The organism is Polaribacter sp. ALD11 (assembly GCF_002831685.1).
Lineage (GTDB): Bacteria > Bacteroidota > Bacteroidia > Flavobacteriales > Flavobacteriaceae > Polaribacter.
Genome location: NZ_CP025119.1, coordinates 989,768 through 1,008,754 on the forward strand (window position 1 = coordinate 989,768; position 18,987 = coordinate 1,008,754).

At 30.2% G+C, this 18,987-nt stretch carries 17 protein-coding genes; 14 read left to right on the forward strand and 3 right to left on the reverse strand.

The window, feature by feature from the left end:
* Window position 1 precedes the first annotated feature (1 nt).
* From CW731_RS04410 to CW731_RS15745, 5 genes are all read left to right on the forward strand, one after another.
* The gene (locus tag CW731_RS04410) at window positions 2-1,030 is read left to right on the forward strand and encodes an iron ABC transporter permease (protein ID WP_100945595.1); all 1,029 of its coding nucleotides are present in this window, start codon (window positions 2-4) and stop codon (window positions 1,028-1,030) included.
* A 170-nt stretch (window positions 1,031-1,200) separates the two neighbouring features.
* Window positions 1,201-1,998 carry an ABC transporter ATP-binding protein gene (locus CW731_RS04415; RefSeq protein WP_100947622.1) on the forward strand — a complete coding sequence of 266 codons (798 nt, stop codon included), beginning with the start codon at window positions 1,201-1,203 and terminating at the stop codon, window positions 1,996-1,998.
* A gap of 69 nt (window positions 1,999-2,067) precedes the next feature.
* Window positions 2,068-3,117: a M28 family metallopeptidase gene (locus tag CW731_RS04420; protein WP_100945596.1), complete on the forward strand. Its 1,050-nt coding sequence runs from the start codon at window positions 2,068-2,070 to the stop codon at window positions 3,115-3,117.
* Window positions 3,118-3,271: 154 nt separating this feature from the next.
* Window positions 3,272-3,634: a hypothetical protein gene (locus CW731_RS15740; protein WP_232734718.1), complete on the forward strand. Its 363-nt coding sequence runs from the start codon at window positions 3,272-3,274 to the stop codon at window positions 3,632-3,634.
* A gap of 93 nt (window positions 3,635-3,727) precedes the next feature.
* On the forward strand, window positions 3,728-4,180 hold the full coding sequence (locus CW731_RS15745; protein ID WP_232734719.1) for a hypothetical protein: 453 nt from the start codon (window positions 3,728-3,730) through the stop codon (window positions 4,178-4,180).
* Between the two features lie 110 nt (window positions 4,181-4,290).
* Here the strand turns inward: CW731_RS15745 and msrA are convergent, their stop codons facing one another.
* Window positions 4,291-4,953, reverse strand: coding sequence for a peptide-methionine (S)-S-oxide reductase MsrA (gene msrA, locus CW731_RS04430; protein WP_100945597.1), 663 nt, complete (start codon window positions 4,951-4,953; stop codon window positions 4,291-4,293).
* Window positions 4,954-5,317: 364 nt separating this feature from the next.
* On the opposite strand from msrA, the gene dnaX reads away from it, so the two are divergent.
* Window positions 5,318-7,030: a DNA polymerase III subunit gamma/tau gene (dnaX, locus tag CW731_RS04435; RefSeq protein ID WP_100945598.1), complete on the forward strand. Its 1,713-nt coding sequence runs from the start codon at window positions 5,318-5,320 to the stop codon at window positions 7,028-7,030.
* A 56-nt stretch (window positions 7,031-7,086) separates the two neighbouring features.
* Window positions 7,087-8,736, forward strand: coding sequence for a DNA mismatch repair protein MutS (locus tag CW731_RS04440; RefSeq protein WP_100945599.1), 1,650 nt, complete (start codon window positions 7,087-7,089; stop codon window positions 8,734-8,736).
* 250 nt (window positions 8,737-8,986) lie between these two features.
* Here the strand turns inward: CW731_RS04440 and CW731_RS04445 are convergent, their stop codons facing one another.
* Complete coding sequence (locus CW731_RS04445) at window positions 8,987-10,837, reverse strand: sodium:proton antiporter (protein ID WP_100945600.1); 1,851 nt, start codon at window positions 10,835-10,837, stop codon at window positions 8,987-8,989.
* Between the two features lie 142 nt (window positions 10,838-10,979).
* Here CW731_RS04445 and CW731_RS04450 point away from each other — a divergent pair, with 142 nt between their 5' ends.
* The 4 genes from CW731_RS04450 (at window position 10,980) to CW731_RS04465 (ending at window position 15,096) form a co-directional block, all read left to right on the forward strand.
* The gene (locus CW731_RS04450; protein WP_100945601.1) at window positions 10,980-11,813 is read left to right on the forward strand and encodes a universal stress protein; all 834 of its coding nucleotides are present in this window, start codon (window positions 10,980-10,982) and stop codon (window positions 11,811-11,813) included.
* Entirely contained in the window at window positions 11,814-14,012 is a 2,199-nt protein-coding gene (locus CW731_RS04455) for a SulP family inorganic anion transporter (RefSeq protein ID WP_100945602.1), read from the forward strand.
* Window positions 14,006-14,587 (forward strand): tRNA-(ms[2]io[6]A)-hydroxylase, encoded by a 582-nt coding sequence (locus CW731_RS04460; RefSeq protein WP_100945603.1) that lies wholly within the window; start codon window positions 14,006-14,008, stop codon window positions 14,585-14,587. Before CW731_RS04455 ends, CW731_RS04460 begins: the two co-directional genes overlap by 7 nt.
* A 77-nt stretch (window positions 14,588-14,664) precedes the next feature.
* Entirely contained in the window at window positions 14,665-15,096 is a 432-nt protein-coding gene (locus CW731_RS04465) for a DUF4268 domain-containing protein (RefSeq protein WP_100945604.1), read from the forward strand.
* Window positions 15,097-15,387: 291 nt separating this feature from the next.
* Here the strand turns inward: CW731_RS04465 and CW731_RS04470 are convergent, their stop codons facing one another.
* Window positions 15,388-15,726 (reverse strand): DUF4870 domain-containing protein, encoded by a 339-nt coding sequence (locus tag CW731_RS04470; RefSeq protein ID WP_100945605.1) that lies wholly within the window; start codon window positions 15,724-15,726, stop codon window positions 15,388-15,390.
* 179 nt (window positions 15,727-15,905) lie between these two features.
* Here CW731_RS04470 and CW731_RS04475 point away from each other — a divergent pair, with 179 nt between their 5' ends.
* From CW731_RS04475 to mnmE, 3 genes are all read left to right on the forward strand, one after another.
* On the forward strand, window positions 15,906-16,406 hold the full coding sequence (locus tag CW731_RS04475) for a Dps family protein (protein WP_100945606.1): 501 nt from the start codon (window positions 15,906-15,908) through the stop codon (window positions 16,404-16,406).
* Window positions 16,407-16,457: 51 nt separating this feature from the next.
* Window positions 16,458-17,339, forward strand: coding sequence for a mechanosensitive ion channel family protein (locus CW731_RS04480; protein WP_100945607.1), 882 nt, complete (start codon window positions 16,458-16,460; stop codon window positions 17,337-17,339).
* A 95-nt stretch (window positions 17,340-17,434) separates the two neighbouring features.
* Window positions 17,435-18,829 carry a tRNA uridine-5-carboxymethylaminomethyl(34) synthesis GTPase MnmE gene (gene mnmE / locus CW731_RS04485; protein WP_100945608.1) on the forward strand — a complete coding sequence of 465 codons (1,395 nt, stop codon included), beginning with the start codon at window positions 17,435-17,437 and terminating at the stop codon, window positions 18,827-18,829.
* The last annotated feature ends 158 nt before the right edge of the window (window positions 18,830-18,987 follow it).

Consider the following 18,987-nt stretch of genomic DNA (forward strand, 5'->3'; position numbering starts at 1 on the left):
AATGGAACAAAAATCATATAAAAAACACTTTATCCTTTTATCAGTTTTACTGGTTGTATTGTTTGTGTTAAACATTAGCTTAGGCTCTGTTTCTATTCCATTTAAAGACATTTTTAATACTTTAATAGGTAATTCTGCAGCCAAAGAAAGTTGGCAAACCATTATTTTAAATTTTAGATTGCCAAAAGCTATCACAGCAATTTTAGTGGGTTCTGGTTTATCTGTTGCTGGTTTATTAATGCAAACTTTATTTAGAAATCCGTTAGCGGGTCCTTTTGTGTTGGGTATTTCTTCTGGTGCAAGTTTGGGTGTTGCTTTATTAATTTTAGGCACTGCCCTTTTTGGTGGCCTTTTCCTAGCAAATTCAATCTCTAACTGGTCTATGCCTATTGCTTCTAGTTTGGGTGCTTTCTTAGTATTGTCTGCCGTAATTATTGCAGCAAATAGGGTACGAAATACCATGTCTATTTTAATTATTGGGCTAATGTTTGGTAGTTTAACATCTGCTATTATTAGCGTTCTAGCATATTTTAGTGAAGCAGAACAAATTCAGCAATTTCTGTTTTGGAGCTTCGGTAGCTTAGGAAACCTTTCTTGGAATGAACTTATAGTATTCATTATAATTTACAGTGTTGGAATGTTGGCAACCTTATCTATTATAAAACCGTTAAACAGTTTTCTTTTAGGTGAAAATTATGCCAAAAGTTTAGGAATAAATGTGAAGAAAAGTAGAAACATCATTTTATTAATTACTAGTATTTTAACGGGAGTTATTACTGCTTTTGCTGGTCCTATTGCTTTTGTTGGGTTGGCAGTTCCTCATATTGCTAGAATGCTTTTTTCTACTTCAAATCATAAAACATTAATTCCGGCAGTTATTGTTTTAGGTGCAATTATCATGTTAATTTGTGACGCTATTGCACAATTACCAACAAGCGAGTTTACGTTGCCAATAAACGCAATTACCTCTTTATTTGGTGCGCCAATTGTTATTTGGTTATTAATTCGAAAGAAGAAGTTGTTTGTGTAAATTAGTGATTCGTGTAAAATATTATTTTGATGTAGCTGAGACATATATTAAATCATAAAATAGTTCACAAAGACATCAACAAACTTAGTATAACATTTGTTATATGAATAAAAAATTTAAAAAACAGACTACATAAGCACTTAGAAAACAAAGCATTGAAAGAAAATAAAATCGAACAGACAAAAAAACATATCGTCCTAAAAACCGAACACCTAACGATTGGTTATCAACAGAAAAAGCAAGACAAAATTGTTTTATCTGACATTAATTTATCCATAGAAAAAGGAAAACTAATTAGTGTTTTAGGTAAAAATGGTATCGGGAAATCGACACTTTTAAGAACACTTTCTAAAGTGCAAAAACCAATTTCTGGTACTATTTATTTTGAAGAGAAAGAATTGAATTTGTATTCTGAAAGTGAGCTTTCTAAAAAATTAAGTTTAGTTTTAACAGAACGCTTGCCAGAAAGTCAGCTAACAGTTTTCGAATTGATTGCATTAGGAAGACAACCCTACACAAATTGGATTGATAAACTTTCTGATACCGATTTAGAAAAAGTAAATTGGGCAATTGCACAAACAGAAATTACACATTTAAAAGACAATCGATTTTATGAACTAAGCGACGGCCAACTACAACGCGTTTTAATTGCTAGAGCTTTAGCACAAGATACTACGGTTATTATTTTAGATGAACCAACGGCACATTTAGACATGCACCAAACCATTAATATTTTTTCTTTGCTTCAGAAATTAGTACAACAAACAAAAAAAACAATTATTATTTCTTCTCATGAAATAAATTTGGCGTTGCAGCTTTCCGATGAAATTATTCTACTCACAGAAAACAACATTCAGTTTGGTACAACAGCAGAATTAATATCAAAAGACGCATTTGAAAACCTATTTCCCAACAACTTGTTAAATTTTAACAAAACCTTACAACAGTTTGTAATTAACAAGGCTTAAATTTGATGATATGGTAACTTTCGTTACTTTTGAATACTAATTACAACAAACAAAACACTTTTTACATCGATGAAAAAAATTCTTTATGTTGCTAGTGCAGTCGCTTTTATGGCCTGTGGTTCTAGTAAAACGGCGTCTAATGAAGATGCAAACGTAGATCAGGCTGCTAAATATGCAGCATCAATTACTGCTAAAGATTTAGGGAAACACTTATTTATTTATGCTTCAGATGAGTTTGAAGGTAGAAATACTGGTGAACCAGGACAGAAAAAAGCGGTTGAATATTTAAAAAACTTTTATGTTACCGAAGGAATTGATTCTCCTTTAGGTGGCGATGATTATTTTCAGGAAGTTCCTGCAGAATGGATCAATAAAAATGTGCGTAGCGGAAAATTTAAAGATTCTGAAAATGTAGTTGCTTTTATTAAAGGAAGCGAGAAACCAGATGAAATTGTAGTAATTTCTGCACATTTAGATCATGAAGGTATTAAAGATGGTGAAATTTATAACGGTGCAGATGATGATGGTTCTGGTACAGTTGCAATTTTAGAAATTGCACAAGCTTTTCAAATGGCAGCGAAAGCAGGAAAAGGGCCAAAACGTTCTATTTTATTTTTACACGTAACTGGTGAAGAAAAAGGTTTATTAGGTTCTAAATACTACACAGATGTAGATCCTATATTCCCTTTAGCAAATACCGTTTGTGATTTAAATATCGATATGGTTGGTAGAGTTGATGACAGACATAAAGCAGACCCTAATTATGTTTATTTAATTGGTTCAGACAAATTAAGTACAGAATTACATAATGTATCTGAGGCTGTTAATAAAAAATATACAAACATTAATTTAGATTATAAATATAATGATGAGAATGATCCTAATAGATTCTATTACAGATCTGACCATTATAACTTTGCAAAAAACAATGTGCCAATTATTTTTTACTTTAATGGTACGCATGCAGATTACCACAGACCTTCAGATACTCCAGACAAAATTAACTATGAGTTGTTAGAGAACAGAACTCGTTTGGTTTTTCATACTGCTTGGGAAGTTGCAAACATGGACAAAAGAATTGTTGCTGATAAGGCTGAAGTTAAAAAGGAAACTAAATAATTTTTTTCTTTTATAAACTATATAAAAACCGAGCGAAAGCTTGGTTTTTTTTGTTTAAAATAGGTGGTGCTACTTTTTGATTATGTTATTGAAAAAAGGTAGATTAGCCTCATCCATTCTCTTTTAAAATAAAAATAGTATAACTAATTTCTTTATGAAGAAATTATTATTTAATGGAATCCTCTTCTATTCAACAAATATTTCTTCACAAATAAACCCAAAAGACTCAACCGTTCAAGTAGTTGCATATTGGTCAAAATTAGAAAAGCAATCTTATAATATCTCTTATGATAAAATTAAAAATAACGATACAATTTCTAGAGAAATAATGAAATATGAAGTAGATATAAAAGTTATTGATTCTACTAAAAACAGCTACACAAGTGAATGGCTTTATAAGAACTTTACAATTGACACAGATAACGAATTAGTAAAAAAACTAACGGCAATTTCTAATGACATTTCCGTAACGATTAAAAAAGATGACCTTGGCGCTTTTATTGAAATTGTAAATTGAGAAGAAGTTAGAGACTATATTAAGAGGGTCGCTAAAAAACTTAGTACAGAATTTAAAGACATTCCTAATTCCAAAAAAATAATTGAAGATATTATGGATATTTATTCCTCTAAAGAATCTGTAGAATCAAATGCAATTAAAGACGCTATTCAGCTCTACTCTTTTCATGGTGTAAAATATAAGCTTGGAGAAGAATTAGAAGGGAAATTTAAAGTAGCTAATAATTTCGGAGGAAAACCATTTGAAACTGATGTAAGTTTTAGTCTAGACGAAATAAATTTAGAAGATGGAAATTCGGTAATTAGAATGAAACAAAATGTAAACTCTGAACAATTGACCTATGAAACTTATAATTACTTGAAAAAAACAGGGATTTTTGGATCAAATATTCCTAAACAAAAAGATTTTCCTTTATTAACTAATGAAACTTGGACAGCGTCTAGGATTCATGGAGAAACTGGTTGGATTATTTATAGTATCGAAACAAAGAAGGTAAAAGCAAAAGGAATAACAAAAATCGAAGAAAGAATAATAGAAATAAAGTAGCTTTAAATTATAAAACAAAAATCCGTGATAGTTACTCATAGAAAAAAACTTTAAGATAAAAAAAAAGCAACTCCTAAAAGTTGCTTTTTTAATAACTAAAATTATACTTTTTAATGATTTCCTTTTTTCAATAACTCAGGAAACTTCTTCTTAAATTTATTCAATCTTGGTACAGAAACCGCTTTTACATAACTTTGGTTTGGATTTCTTCTTTCAAAATCTTGATGATGCTCTTCTGCTTTGTAAAACTTCGTAAACTCGGTAACTTCTGTTACAATTTTACGTTTATACTCTTCTGCACTTAATTTCTTAATTGCATTTTCTATAATCTTTTTTTCATTTGCTGTTTTGTAAAAAGCAATAGACCTATATTGTGACCCGTAATCTGGGTGTTGCCCATTTTTTGTTGTTGGGTTATGAGAACCAAAAAACACCGTAACTAAGGTTTCGAAACTTATTTTTTTAGGATTGTAATACACAGCAACTGCTTCCGCATGTCCTGTTTTTCCTGTTCCTATTTTTTCATAAGTAGGGTTTAATGTTTTTCCGCCGGCATAACCAGAAACAGCTTCCTCTACTCCTGTTACACTTTCGAAAATAGCTTCTACACACCAGAAACATCCACTTGCGAAATACGCAACTTCGGTGTCTCTAGTAGGCGTAAACATTACTTTTGCCATATTTTCTTTGTTTTCTTCCTTGTTTGAAAAACCAAAACAAGAAACCAATAAGATTGAAAAACTAACTACTAAAAGAGATTTTATAATTTTCATACTGCTGTTTTTAATATTATATAATAAAAATTGTACCAAAAATAAATTTATAACTTTTAGTACAATTTTCCGAATTTTTAATTCAAAATTGATAAAGTTCTGAACTATTTAATCAGTCGTAAAATTATAGCTCTTTTTACAGTTGTTTACAACTTTAGCATTTTGTTAAGAAACCTGTTTGTATAAAAGGCAGTAGATAGTTATTTTTGTTAAATAATTTATAACATAAACTTTGTCTCTTTAAGTATTAGCAAAATCAAAATATATTTTTGATTGAAAGTACAGAAAATAAATTAACAAAAGGGTTCTTTTTAGTTTTCGACTGCGCTTAAACAGACATATAATATTATTTAATCTATTATAAATGGAGCATTTTATAGTATCAGCACGTAAATACCGTCCAAAAAACTTTGAGGATGTTGTTGGGCAACAAGCCATAACAAATACGTTAGAAAATGCTATAAAAAACAATCATTTAGCGCAAGCTTTATTATTTACAGGACCTCGTGGAGTTGGTAAAACTTCTTGTGCTAGAATTTTGGCTAAGAAAATCAATCAGCAAGACGCAGAAAATGCCGAAGAAGAAGATTTTGCTTTCAATATTTTTGAATTAGATGCTGCTTCTAACAATTCTGTAGATGATATTAGAAGTTTAACAGACCAAGTTCGCATTCCGCCACAAACTGGTAAATACAAAGTATATATTATAGATGAGGTGCACATGTTGTCTCAAGCAGCATTTAATGCCTTTTTAAAGACATTAGAAGAACCACCTGCACATGCTATTTTTATTTTAGCAACTACAGAGAAACATAAGATTATTCCTACTATTTTATCTCGTTGTCAGATTTTCGATTTTAAGAGAATTGGTGTTTTAGATGCAAAAAACTATCTAAAAGTAATTAGCGAGAAAGAAGGAATTACAGCAGATGATGATGCTTTGCACATTATTGCTCAAAAGGCAGATGGCGCAATGCGAGATGCTTTGTCTATTTTTGATAGAGTTGTTAGTTTTTCAGGTAAAAACTTAACCAGAGAAGCTGTTACAGAAAATTTAAACGTGTTAGATTACGACACGTATTTCGGAATGACAGATTTGTTGTTAGACAATAAAATACCAGACGTTTTAAATGCTTTTAATGTTGTTTTATCTAAAGGTTTTGAAGGGCATCATTTTATTAATGGTTTGGCAAGTCACTTTAGAGACTTATTAGTTGCCAAAGACAAAGCAACGATCACTTTGTTAGAAGTTGGCGACAATGCTAAAAAGAAGTATTTAGCACAAGCGACCAAAGCAAGTATTCCTTTTTTAATGCAATCGATACAAAAAGCAAATGACTGCGATTTGAATTATAGAGCTTCTAAAAATCAGCGATTGCTGGTGGAATTAAGTTTAATGCAGATTGCCTCTATCACTTTTGATGGAGAAAAAAAAAAACCAGCTAACTACATAATTCCTGCAACTTTTTTTCAAGCACTTTCGCCAGCAAAAAAGAAAGCACCAGAAGTAAAAACGCCAGAAGTTACAGCTACTAAAACAGAAACTTTAAAAACACCTGTTGCTGTTGCTCCAAAACCTGAAACGAAAACACCTCTTTTAAAAAATATGGGGCGTTTAAACAAACAACCTAGTAAGTATTCTTTAAAAGGTTTTAATCAGCAAAAGGACGTAAAAAAGAAGGTTGTTGAAGAGAATTTCGACAATCATGCAAAAGACGTTTTTACAGAACAGCGATTACAAGAGCTCTGGAAAGAATATGTAAGTATTCTACTTACAAAAGGCGAAAGAAGTATGGCTTCTATTGTTGGTACAGATATCCCTACTTTAAACGAGAACTTCAAAATATCTTTTACCGTTCCTAATAAATTAATGGAAGACCAGTTTAGAAAAGGACGTCCTAAATTATTGAATTTTCTAAGAGAGAAATTAAATAATTACGGAATTGCCATTGCTGTAAATTTGAATGAAGCTATAGAAAAGAAATTTGCATATACACCACAAGAAAAATACAATAAACTGAAAGAGAAAAACCCACTTTTAGAAAAATTGCGTCAGACTTTTGAGTTAGATATGTAACATTTTACATACTTTTTCTACTAATCATTACATTAACAATTTTCTGATTATAAATTATGAATTACTTTTTAGGAATCTCATTTATTTTTGTTTTATGGTTTTTAATTGGTAATTTTCTAAAAAAGAGAAAGTTAAAAAAAATAAAAGCGAAGCTTTATAATAATTGGGGAAAGCAAAAAAAGAACGAATATTATAATTTCTTTGTTATTGGCAAGTATTTTGAAAACAATAGACACAAAGAAAAGGCATATCATATTTTATCCGAAAAAAGTAAAATTGACCTTGATATAGACGAGATTTTTAAATTTGTAGATAGGACTTCCTCAAAAATAGGTCAGCAATATTTATATTTTAAATTAAGAACGATCGGTTCTATTAATGATTTACTAAGGTTTGATGAACTAACTACGTTGTTTCAAAAAAACAAAAAATTAAGTATTTCTTGTCAGTTTGAATTATCGAAACTAAACACTCCTAGCTCCTATTATCTAGAAGAGCTTATCAATGGTAAGCAAATTAGCAAACCAAAAAACTTATGGGTTGTAAAATTATTATCTATTTGTTCCATTTTATCTATAGCTTTATCCTTCTTTTCTCCGATTTTCATTCTTTTTATAGTACCCCTTTTTGCTGTGAATTCTGTTTTTCACTATAAAAATAAAGGAAATGTGAATTATTATTTACAAGGTATTCGTCAATTATCTAAAAGCCTTAAAACAGCTAAGAAACTATCTAAACACCCTTCTATAAAAGAACATTTTAATGATTTTTTATTTATAAAGAGCATCAATTCAATCATGTTAAAGTCAGAATTTATTGGTTTCGAAAAAAACATTAATAATGAATGGCTCTTTCCTATTTGGCTTTTTATAGAACTTAATAAAATTCTATTTAATGTAGAGTACATAGTATTTTATAGTTTTTTAGACGCTATTACAAAGGAGAAAAAAAGTATTGAAAGCCTGTTTCTTTTTATAGGTGAAGTTGATGCTGCAATTTCTACTGCTTCATTAAAATCTGGACACCTAGAAACCTGCACACCAACATTTAATGAGAATAATAAGTTAAATGTTCGTAAAATCTATCATCCCTTAATCGAGAAATGTATTGCAAATGATGTAAATTTATCAGATAAAAGCATGCTATTAACAGGTTCTAACATGTCTGGTAAAAGTACTTTTATAAGAACGGTTGCTATTAATAGTATTTTAGCACAAACATTACACCTTTGCTTTGCAGATGCATATTCTGCGCCTTTTTACAAACTGTACTCATCAATTAGAATTACAGACGATTTATTAGATAACGTTAGTTATTACCTACAAGAAGTACTCACGATTAAAGAACTAATAGATGTTTCAACAGATAAAAGCCCTTGTTTATTTGTCTTAGATGAAATTTTTAAGGGAACAAATACAATAGAGAGAATTTCTGGTGGAAAAGCTATTTTATCCTATTTAAATAAGAAGAATAATACTGTTTTAGTCTCTACACATGATATAGAGCTGACAGAATTATTAGAAAAAGACGCTTATAAATTGTATCATTTTAGCGAAGATATAAAAAATAACAACCTCTTTTTTGATCATAAAATTAAAGAAGGAAAGCTACAGACAAGAAACGCCATTAAAATTCTAAATTTATATAAGTATCCTTCAGAAATTATTAAAGAAGCAAAAGAAATAGAAAAATCTTACTTTTCTTGAACTACGAACTTCTTACCTAGATAACATAATGTTAAACCCTCTTTAGCTTCGTTCATTTTATCGAATTCTGGTATCAAATAAACTCCGTCACCTTTTTTAATAAACAAAGAAATTGATTTTTATTTCTTGATTAACACCTCTAAAGCGACACTGTATGCTGTTTCTGTATCAGTTTCAACCACTGTAATTGATGAAATAACCTATGCGTTTCACTTGAATATATAAGATCCTCATTAAAAAAACAAGTACCTTATTCTTCTATGGTTTTATTACTTTTTTTATTCTCTTCTAAAGGTTTTCCTAAATAAACCAACGTACAATCTTCTTGCGGTTCATCTAACTTTTCAAACTCTGGTATGAGATAAATATTTTCATCTTTTTTAACAAATAATGGAACAGATCTTGATTCTTTATAAAGTTTAGAAATTAAGGTATTATACGCATCACTTGTTTCAATTTCTACCTCGTAAATTTTAGGGTTGTCTCTAAAAGCTTCACTTAAATTAATATAGTCATCTTTTGGTGTCAAATACTTTTTTTTATTATCGTCTGACTTGTTCTTTATCTCTTTAGAAGTTGCCAACCTATAAGCACCATGCTCGCCAAAAGTATCAGTAAAATTAGTAATTGCGTATTGATTTACAGCCTCACTTCCTGTCATCGCTAAAAGATATCCAACATCATTCAATTCTATATTATCTGTTAAATCCTCATCGTAAATATTAATTGTATACGCTTCTAGATCCATGTTATTGGCTTCTAAAATAAAGTTTTTATTCGAGTCGATTAAAACTACTCTTTTATTATTTTCCTTTAAATAGTGCGCAATTAACCTAGCAGGACTTGATGCGCCAACAATTAAAATTGAATTTGATGTTTTTAAGAAAACACCAACCATTTTAGCAAACATTCTTGCTGTTGTTGCATTTAACAAAACGGTTCCTAAAACAATCATAAAAACCAATGGCGTAATGTACTCTGCACCTTCTACGCCTTGTTTTAACAACTTGCTACCAAATAAAGAAGCAATACCAGCAGCTACAATTCCTCTTGGACCAACCCAACTTATAAATAGTTTTTCGTTTAATTTTAATTTAGAATTGTACGTACTTGCAAATACCGCCAAAGGTCTAATTACAAAAACTACAATTGCAAATAAAACGGCTGTTTTCCAGGTATACAACAGCATTAAATCTTCAATATTGATGTTTGCTGCTAATAAAATAAATAGAATAGAGATTAATAATACACTTAGAGATTCTTTAAAATATAGTAATTCTTTTAGGTTTTTTAACTTTCCGTTTCCTAGAACCATTCCCATTACCACTACAGCTAAAAGACCAGATTCATGTGCAAACATTTCCGACAACACAAACACCAATAATACAAAAGACAAAGAAGCTACGTTTAATAAATAATGTGGAATCAATTTCTTGTTAACAGCATACGCCAAAGCATGTGCAAATGTGAATCCAAAACTAGTTCCGAATAAAAGAATTTTTCCAAACTCCATTAAAGCCGTCTTAGTAAAACCACTTCCACCACCAACACTAATAAACTCAAAAACCAATACAGCAACTAAAGCCCCTATTGGATCTATTAAAATTCCTTCCCACTTTAAAACGGTAGAAATGTCTTTTTTAAGCGGAATGTTTCTTAAAATTGGTGTGATTACAGTTGGACCTGTTACAATAATTAATCCTGCAAAAAGAAACGAAAGGTCCCAACCTAAATCAAATATATAATGTGCTAGAATTCCTGATCCAAAAAAAGTAATTGCAGAACCTAAAGTAATCAACTTTGTAATTACAGGACCTACGTTTTTAATTTCACTTCTTTTAAGCGTTAAACCTCCTTCGAAAAGAATAATACTAATTGCTAAAGACACAAAATAATACAAACTTTCTCCAGGAAACAAGCCCTTTGTACCATTCCAAATTGGTTCTATCCATTTAGAACCATCTTCACTTAAATAGGCCGCTGCTATTGGGCCTACCAATAAACCTATTAAAATTAAAGGTAAAATTGCCGGAATTTTAAATTTCCAAGCAACCCATTGTGCCAATATTCCTAAAATGATAATTCCTGCTAATTCTACCATTATACCTCTTTAAGTTAAAAAAAGTAAATCTAAGAATGTTTCATGAACTTGAAAATATATTTTATAGTTTTTTTCAATAGTATAAAATTTGTTGTATCGTTTCATTATATTGTGCGGATAATTCAAACGTTAAACCAACTTCTTGCAAAAAATTCATAGAATATTAATTGGTATTGCATTTTCCCCTAACTTAAAACCTAATTTATTTGAAGCCTTTAGAATCGCTAACTTATTTAATGCAGAATTAATAGGAGTTCATGTTGGTGAAAAAAACACAAAAAAAGAAACTGATTTAAACAAGATTATTTCTGAAGCAGACAACTTAAATAAACCACTAAAAACAATTTGGCAACGAGGAGAACCTGTTGACGTAATTCTTAAAACTGCTGCGCTTCAAAACGTAGATTTACTAATTCTAGGAGCCTTACAAAAAGAGAATTTACTAAAATACTATGTAGGGTCTATTGCTAGAAAGATAACCAGAAAAGCTTCCTGTTCTATTCTACTACTAATCAAACCATCAGTTGAAAGAAACCCATGTAAACACATTGTTGTTAATGGGTTAAAAGATGAAAAAACAGAAGAAACTATTAAAACTTCTGTGCTATTTGCTAAACATTTGTTATGTAAAAAAATGACAATTGTAGAAGAAATTAGTCAGAGTGAATTACATGTAAAGGTAAACGATGATAAGAGTTTAAGAAAGGCCACAATTGCAAAAGAGCGATTAAAAAACAGAGAAGATCAGCGGGTGAAAAATATTTTGAAAGACATTAGTTGTTCTGATATTTCTATAAAAACACAAAGTATTTTTGGTACTAGAGGATATTCCATTGGACATTATGCAAAAGTAAAAAGAGCAGATTTATTAGTAATGAATGCACCAACCAAAGCGGGAATTTTATATCGAATTTTTCCTCATGATATTGAATACATTTTATCTGAATTACCAACAGACGTTTTAATTGTAAAATAAATGAACAAGAAAAATACTTTTAAAATATTTTTAAACGAAATTCCGCAGAACCTGTTTTCTGGTTTTGTCGTTTCATTAATTGCACTTCCTTTAGGCTTAGGATTGGCTTTAGCTTCTGGTGCACCACCTATTTCTGGTATTATTGCTGCAATTGTTGGTGGTATTGTAGTTTCTTTAATTGGTGGTTCCAACGTAACAATTACGGGCCCTGGAAATGGTTTGGTGGTTGTAATTCTTTCTGCCATCACTATTTTAGGAAACGGAGATGTATACCAAGGATATTTATTTACACTTGCAGCTATTGTTATTTCTGGTGTACTACTAGTAATTCTTGGCTTTTTAAGAATGGGAGCTTTGGGAGATTTCTTTCCTTCTTCGGCAATACAAGGAATGCTAGCTGCCATCGGAATTGGAATTTTCGCAAAACAGGTTCACGTAATGTTTGGAGATTCTAACGCAAAAGGAAGCATTATAGACCTACTTATTCAGCTACCTGAAGGAATTCTAAATTTTGTTAATTCTGCAGGTACAGGCTCATTTTATGCAGGTGTAATAGGTATTATTAGCTTATTCATTATGATTTTTTACAGCAAAATAAGAAACAGATACTTTCAATTGATTCCTGCACCTATGTGGATTGTGGTTTTAAGTGTTAGTTTGTACTATTATTTTGATTTGTTTTCTGCGACAGCATATCCAATTGACAAAAGTTTATTAATTAATTTACCCAATGATATTTTAGCCAATTTTGCGTTTCCTGATTTTGGTAAAGTCTACGAGTCTGAGTTTATAAGTGCTGTAATTTCAATTACATTAATTGCTAGTATCGAGAGCTTATTAAGCATAAAAGCTGTAGATAAATTAGACCCTCTTAAAAGAAGATCTAACGTAAATAAAGACATTAGAGCCTTAGGTTTAGCAACTGTAATTAGTGGTTTTTTAGGTGGCTTAAATGTAGTTACTGTAATCGCGAGAAGCTCTGTAAATGTAAATAATAAGGGTAGTAACAGGTCTGCTAATTTTTTTCACGCACTCTTTTTAGTTGCTTTTATTTTACTTTTCGCAACTGAATTGCGTAAGATTCCGCTTGCTGCTTTGGCTGCTATTTTAGTTTATACTGGCTACAAATTAGCTTCTCCAGAGAACATAAAGAAGGTCTTTAGTATTGGTTTTGAGCAGCTAATAATATTTACAGTAACACTTTTGGTAACAATATATACAAGTCTGATTACTGGAATTTTATCTGGTATCATTATCACATTCGCAATTCACGTAATCATCAATAAAAACATTTTTTTATTTATTAAAAATATTTTAAAACCAAATGTTTTAATGTTTACCGAAGATGGTACATATTATGTAAGTGTAAAGAACTTCTCTAGCTTTTTAAACTACACAAAACTAAAATCGAAGTTAGATCAAATTCCAGAAACTGAAGAAGCTATTGTCGATTTTTCTCTGTGCGATTTTGTAGATCATTCTGTAATGGAAAACATGAATAATTATTCTGAAACTTTCGAAAGAAAAGGAGGTCATTTTGAAGTGATTGGTTTAGATGATTCTAAATCGGGAAGTGAACATCCTTTTGCACTTCGTAAAATTTTACCAAAACAAAGAATACCAAAAGAAGGTGTTTTAACAAAAAGACAAAAATCTATTCAGAAAATTAGTGAAGAAATGCGATACTCTTATGACGCATTTTCTGATTTAGAAATTGAAGAGTTAGCATGTTTCGGATATTTTAAAACGCGAAACATCGATAAAGTTTCTAATGTTTTAACAAAGAACAATTGTACCATTTTCGATATTCAGTTTTCTGAAGGAGAAATGATTGCTAAACAGGTTATAAAAGCGACCATGTTTTATATTCACACCACAAAGAAAATTCCGAAGTTTACCTTAGATAAAGAAGGTGTTTTTGAATACATTTTACATTTTGCTGGTTATAAAGATATTGATATTTCTGAACACCCAGATTTTAGCAAACGTTTTTATTTATCTGGAAAAAGTGAAGAAAAAATTAGAGCCTTTTTTACAGATGAACTAATTTTGTTTTTTGAAAGCAACAAACAATATCACATAGAAGCTACAAATACTGGTCTTTTAGTTCTTAGTAATGAAAGATTAGCAAGTGTAAAAGAAATTAAAGCACTCGCCTATTTTGGCGCCAGTTTGCAAAAAATTATAGAAAAATGTTAGGATTACAATTTGAAACAGAAACATCTTGGGCAGATATAGCCAAAGTAAATTTAGAACAGATATTAACAGATCATGCCTTTTTAGAGCAAAAAGCAGCTTCTAATGCTGTTTCTATTATTATTAATTATTCTGAAGAAACAGAACTTGTAAAAGAAATGAGCAATATTGCTATTGAAGAAATGCAACATTTTAAAATGGTGCACTTATTAATGGTAAAACGAGGAATGGTTTTAGGACGCGAACAAAAAAACGATTACGCCATTAGACTTCAGAAGTTTTTTAATAAAACAAAAGACAGAACGAATGCATTGGTGCAACGTTTATTAATTGCTGCTTTAATTGAAGCTAGAAGTTGCGAGCGTTTTAAAGTATTTTCTGAAAATATGGAAGATGAAGAATTGTCTAAATTCTATCAGAATTTAATGGTTTCTGAAGCAAACCACTACACTACATTCTTACGATTTGCTAGAGAATACCAAGACAGAGCCATTGTTGATGAAAAATGGAATGCATTGTTAGCTTTTGAGGCTGAAATAATGCGTGAACGTGGAAACGTTGCTAAAATACACGGGTAAAATAGTAGTTAATTGTTACAAAACAAATAACAACCGATAATTAACAAAAGGTAACTGATAAATAATAATTGAACTAGATGTTTAGTAAAGACGAAGCAGCTTTAATGCGTAAAGAATTTTGGACAAGCTTTGGAAAGTCTTTTCCGAGGAAATGGTTGTTGTACAACACCAAAATTAAAGGGTTTTCTTTTAAGTTTGTTGCCGATAGAAAAAATGCAGCAGTTTGCTTGGATATCGAGAATCCGGATGAGTTGGTAAACCTACTCTACTACGACCAAATGTTGTCTTTAAAGGTTTTGTTAGAGTCTGAAATTCCTGAAATTATTTTTAATAACGAATACGAATTAGAAAGCGGAAAAAAAATTCATAGAATTTATGTTCCTTTTGAAGGTAAATTTAGCGTTCATAATAAAGATACTTGGCGCGATTGTTTCGAGTTTTTTATGGAAACAATGCCCAAGTTTGAAGAATTTTATTACGAATATGAAGACGTAATTAAGAATATATAATTTCACCTTTAATGTCATTACGAGAAAGAATGACGAAGTAATCTATTTCTTAAATAAGCCACTACCATCTTAAAAATTACAATTCATAATCGCTAGATTGAAAAAACGAACTGCTTTTAGAACTCCGAAAAATACATGAACAAGCTCGCGTTAAGGATTGAAGCAATTGTTTGAGCTCTTTTGCGAAGTATGAGCCAAAAGCGAGTGCGGAAAGCCTGACCTGAAAGGGAACGCACAAATAAAAAAAATCGTCCTTTAAAAGGGCGATTTTTTAATTTACACTTCTTCTTCTTATTTTAAAAATTGAATACTGAAAGGATAACTTGGTGCTTCGTTATTGCTCACTTTTATTGCATTTATTATTGGAAAAATTAAATAGAAAATTCCGATTACAATAAGCCCTAAAATACCCAATCCGAATAAAAAAATTAAAGGAATACAAAGCAAAAGGTATATGAACATAGAGATTCTGAAATTTAAAATTGCTTTTCCTTGAGCATCCATTCCGTAAATCTCATCTTTTTTTGTTAGCCATAAAATTAACGGAACGATAAAGCCGCCAATTCCGGTTACAAAATCTAATAACTGACTTAAATGTGTAAGTACCAATAACTGTTTGTCTGCTTTCATTTTTATATATAAGGTTTTTATTATGTACTTATTAGACGCTGTTTTGCTTGTTATGTTACATGATTTTACTTTTTAATGTTTTGCTAAATAAGTGTTTGAGTTAAGATGAAAACTGTTTGAGCTAAGACAAATTTAGCTTTGATTGTAATTTTGTAGTGAACTTAAAAACGTATAAGATAATGAGTTACTTAAATATAGACAAAGACAAAATACTACCAGTTGTAACAGAATTAAATGTTTTATTAGCAGACTATCATGTGTATTATCAAAAATTAAGAAATTTTCATTGGAATGTTTTAGGAAAGAATTTCTTTGATTTACACAATAGGTTTGAAGAAATGTATAATGACACAAAAATAAAGGTTGATGAAATTGCTGAGAGAATTATTACATTAAAATATCACCCAATTAGTAAATTATCTGATTATATCGAAGTTTCTAAAATAAAGGAATCGAGCCCGCTACTAACAGATGTAGAAATGGTAAATACAATTATAGAAGACCATAAAACCTTAATTGAGCAATTAAGTAAGGTAATTGATAGAGCAGACAAAGCAAAAGATGAAGGTACTATTGATTTAATTGGCGCCTATATTAGAGAGCTAGAAAAATCTACTTGGATGTTGAGTGCTTGGTCTAAAAACTCTAAAGATGAATTAGATACGAGCTTTGTTAAATAATTTATTGCTTTTATTTTTGGTTATTAAAAGTAATAAATTAAAACAAAAAAAATGAATAAAGTAGTTGATAAACTAGAGGATTGGAAAGATATTTTCATTAAGAATATACCCAATATTGCAATTGCATTAATAGTATTAGTTATTGCATATTTTGCTTCTAGAGCAATGAATTCTATAGTTAATAAAACTATCGGTAAAAAAATAAGACAGAAATCTGTTAGAGATTTAGTCTCTAGAGTTGCATCTGCAGTTACTATTTTAGTGGGTTTATATTTAGCGATGACTGTCTTAAAATTCGATGATACACTAAAAGCAATTGTATCTGCAGCTGGGGTTTCTGGTATTGTTATTGGTTTAGCTTTACAAGGAACTTTATCGAACACGATTTCTGGTGTTGTTTTATCGTTTAGAAAGAACTTAAACATTGGTAATTGGGTAGAAACAAATGGGTTTTCTGGTGAAGTAATTGATATTAATTTAAATTACTTTGTTATTAAAGAATTTGATAATAATATGGTTATTATTCCTAATAAAACTATTTTAGAAAGTCCGTTTAAAAATTATTCTTTAACCACAAAAATGAGAATTGCTATAGAATGTGGTGTTGAATACGGCGCAGATTTAGAAATGGTTGAAAAATTAACTATAGAAACAATTAAACACAACTTTAACCAAGATAAAATTGGTAAAGAAGTAGAGTTCTACTATACAGAATTTGGCGATAGTTCTATTAATTTTTTATGTAGATTTTGGGTGGATTCAGAAAATGCCTTAGAAAAATTGAAAGCAAAGAGTAAAGCTATTATTGAGATTAAGAAAGCATTTGATAAAGAAAACATTAATATTCCTTTCCCTATGAGAACATTAGAATTCACAGAGAACCATAGATTGAATATAAATGAAATTACCAATAGTAAGGGTTCTGTAAATTAATAATTTATAATTCCCCCGACTATTGTTTGGAAAGCTCAACACATTTAGTGTTGGGCTTTCTATTTTTCTCTAAAAATCTTATGTATTTTTGCAACATGATTCAAAACGATACTATTATTGCTTTAGCAACCCCTTCTGGTGTTAGTGCAATTTCTGTAATTAGACTTTCTGGTGAAAATGCTATCTCTTTAGTGGATGCCAATTTTAAATCTATCAAAAAAAATAAAACTTTAAAAAATCAGAAAACACATACCATCCATTTAGGTCATATTATAGAGAACGAGATTCTTTTAGATGAAGTTTTAGTATCTGTTTTTAAGAATCCGAATTCTTATACTGGTGAAAATGTCGTTGAGATTTCTTGTCATGGTTCTAGCTTTATTCAGCAAGAGATTATTCAGTTATTTCTACAAAAAGGTTGTAGAATGGCAGATAATGGTGAATTTACCATGCGCGCTTTCTTAAACGGAAAGATGGATCTGAGTCAGGCGGAAGCTGTAGCTGATGTAATTGCTTCTAACTCTGCTGCGAGTCATCAAATGGCAATTCAACAAATGCGTGGAGGAATTGCAAATGAATTGAAGGAATTACGTGCGCAATTATTAGATTTTGCTGCTCTAATTGAATTAGAGTTAGACTTTTCTGGTGAAGATGTAGAATTTGCCGACAGAACAAAATTTAAAGAGCTGGTAGCAAAAATCACTTTTGTTTTAAAACGTTTAATAGACTCTTTTTCTTTTGGAAATGCCATGAAAAACGGAATTCCTGTTGCAATTATAGGTGAACCAAATGTTGGTAAATCTACTTTATTAAATACCCTTTTAAACGAAGAGAAAGCAATTGTTTCTGACATTGCTGGTACTACTAGAGATGCTATTGAGGATGAAATAATTATTGATGGTGTTGCTTTTCGATTTATAGATACTGCAGGAATTAGAGAAACTGAAGATGTTATAGAAAGCATTGGTATTAAAAAGGCATACGAAAAGGCGGATAATGCGCAGTTAATTATTTTCTTAATTGATTCTAATAAATTTTCTTATTCTAGTGAAGAATTTCTGCAAGAAATTGAAATAATTAAAACCCGTTTTCCTACGAAACGTTTATTAGTGGTTGCTAATAAAGTTGATACCTTATCTTGTCACGATACTTCTATCCTAGAATCTGAAATTGATGATTTAATATTATTATCAGCAAAAAGTAAAGCTGGAGTAGATACTTTAAAAAAAGAATTAACTTCTCTTGTTAATATTGGTGCTTTGAGTAACAATGAAACGATTGTGACCAATTCGCGTCATTTTGAAGCTTTAAATAATGCTTTAATGGCAATTACTTCTGTTCAGCAAGGAATTGACTTAGAAATTTCTACAGATTTATTTTCTATTGATATTCGTGAATGTTTGCGTCACTTAGGTAATATTACTGGAGAATATGATGTTGATAAGGATATACTTGGGCATATTTTTAGTAATTTTTGTATTGGGAAGTAATTACACAAAACAACCAAATAACAAAACACTTCCAATCGCTTAAAAACCCTATAAAATAGTGGATTTACTTGATATGTATTCACAAACTACGTTCTGTTTTTTTATAAATATTGTACCATAATTGTAGTTTAGAGCAAAACGGCGACAAATTATAACAA